The sequence below is a fragment of the Endozoicomonas sp. SESOKO3 genome, assembly GCF_024606255.1.
Window position 1 is genome coordinate 1 of sequence record NZ_JAHHPR010000274.1, and the last position, 2,389, is coordinate 2,389.

The window sequence follows — 2,389 nt, forward strand, 5'->3', positions numbered from 1 at the left end:
GCGAGCTATCCATCCCCGAACTAGAAGTACGGGGCTTTCCGCTCAATTTGGTAAACAAAGTTCACACCGCTGGCGATGTTTTCTGGATGATTTTGAACCAAATCAAACTTTGCTGGTCTGAAGATTTAGAAAATTCAGAAAACAAATTATTGATGGAATGAATGATGCTGCCATGGATGTCCCGCGCTACTCTCTTTAACCTGTTCAGTCGCACCGTTCCGGAAACAGATGTTTCCTCTAATGTGCCCACTTCGGGTTTGAGCAATCAAACGGCTCGATCGGGTGGGTCCTCCGGTTGCTCTTTACACCAGCGGCACATCACTTCCAATCTCGACCAGCGTCGTGAATGGGTATCCCGGGTTCAGAATGCAATAGGCAATATTGACATTCCATTTGGTAATAAATTGCTGCGAGAACAGATAGATAAAGCCCAGTATGATCTTAAAAGGTTGAGTAAGGACCATCCCGGGGACAATCAAAGATTCTATCTGTCTTCCTTGCAAGCACTGATCAAAACCCTTGTCAGCGATATTACCCTTCCCGAAAATATTTCCGTTCTGCAAACGCTGGCTGATTTGGGGCTGGGACTTGATGCTGATTGGATGATTTGTACAATCAATATACCTCCCCAATTACTAAAGCAACTCTTGGGTAACACACGCCATGAAACAGTGCTGAGACTTCTTGGCAACCTTGCCAAAACAATGATGTGCAGGGCTGATCCGGACTTTATGGCAATATTGGACAGATACCTTACCCCGGGGCAACTGCAGGAAACAGCCCGGGAGCTTATGAGTGAGATGGCACAACAACGTTGCCCTCGTCTAACAAAAATTAATCAATCTCTTCGGATTTCCGATGGTTCAGCGCCCTATCTGATAACCGCTATTTTCGAATCACTGGACATCAGACATGGCGACCTTCAGACGTCACAGGATTTCTGCCAGACCATCACCACGGCACTGGGTTCAGAGTTTTTCATATTGCAACTTTGTATGCTGGAGGTGAATGCCCAAAGGCATGAAAAGCTGATTCTGGAAGCACTGAAAAAGCTGGATCATCAGGAGCGGGAACAGCTTCTGGTCTGTGCCTTTATCCTGGGCCAGCGGGAATTGTTCAAGCGGTTGCTGGCAGGCGCCTTACCCACAATTCTTAATCAGACATTTAATAACGGCAGTAATATTCTGCACCTTATGGCGACAGCACTTCCGAGCAGTTACTCTAACGGCGAATTATGCAGATATCACTGTCTGGAGGCTTATCTCCCCCGTTATGACCAGCTGTTTGAATATCTGCCCGCCAGAATTCTGGCTAATCAACAGGACCACAGCGGCGCAACACCGCTGTTGCTTTTATACCGACATCACTGTGCGCAATTAGCCTCAACACACCTATCCGGAAAGGATGACAGTCAACTGGCCAGAACCCGGCGCAGCGCTCTGATCAAGCTAACCACTTCTGGCCATCTCATTGATTGTATGAAGGAACATTTAGACGGAAAACGCCCTTTGAATGTCAACTGGTTTACTGAGTTCCTGCAACTGTTTAAATCCCTGCCGCCGTCTACTTTCAAAGCAGTCAGCTTGCGCTCTGCTGAGTATTCATATGGCGCACAACTAAGACACAAGCCCCCACCCCGTGCAACACAGTCACTTCAGCCAGTGATCAACTATTTTGAGCATCACCCTGACGTTTTACGGGATGAGCAGCAAACACTGGAATTTATCAGGTTAATACATCAGAACGGTTTACCGGTTGAATATGCTGCGCAGGTGCTCCGGGTTGTCTCTCCGGACATACAAAAAAAACTACTTGAGCACCTGTCAGCAACACCTGATGATCGCGACTCACTGTTTATTGAACGGCGCTGCGACCTATATTATCGCAATAAGTTCTATCCATGGCATCTGATTGCCCTTGGGGTTGGTGCCGGGTGTGCACTTAATCCAGACAGGTTTTATAGCGAATGTTTCCTCCGGGAGGTGGCTGAATTTAACAGGAAACACCCAAAAGAGACGGTGCCGGAAATGTCCGGGCTTTGGGAAGCGGAGTTGATCAACAGCGGGAATATTGAAATTTACGGTCGCAGTCTGGCTTTTCCTTCCGCAGAGGTACCTCAGGGTTATCGCCGTTTCAAGTTTCTGAAACAACAGCCTGGTTCCACAGAAGACTGGCATGATTTTGTCCGCGAACAGCCACAACTGGATTTTTTTCGAACGCATAAAGCTGAGCTGGGCCTTGAAAGCACACTGCTGAAACCACGGGGCATCTATCGTCTGAGCAATGCCCTGAATAAGCTCAAAGCCTGCAGATTACCTGATGAAACCCTGGCAACCATTGCCCTGGAGCCAGATGGTTCGGCACTGCTACAAGTCTTTGATGATGAAAA

General features: G+C 47.8%; 1 protein-coding gene. It reads left to right on the forward strand.

The window, feature by feature from the left end; genetic code table 11:
- Positions 1–161: 161 nt before the first annotated feature.
- A partial coding sequence (locus KDK18_RS05075; protein ID WP_257253657.1) for a hypothetical protein occupies positions 162–2,389 on the forward strand: 2,228 nt, incomplete at its 3' end.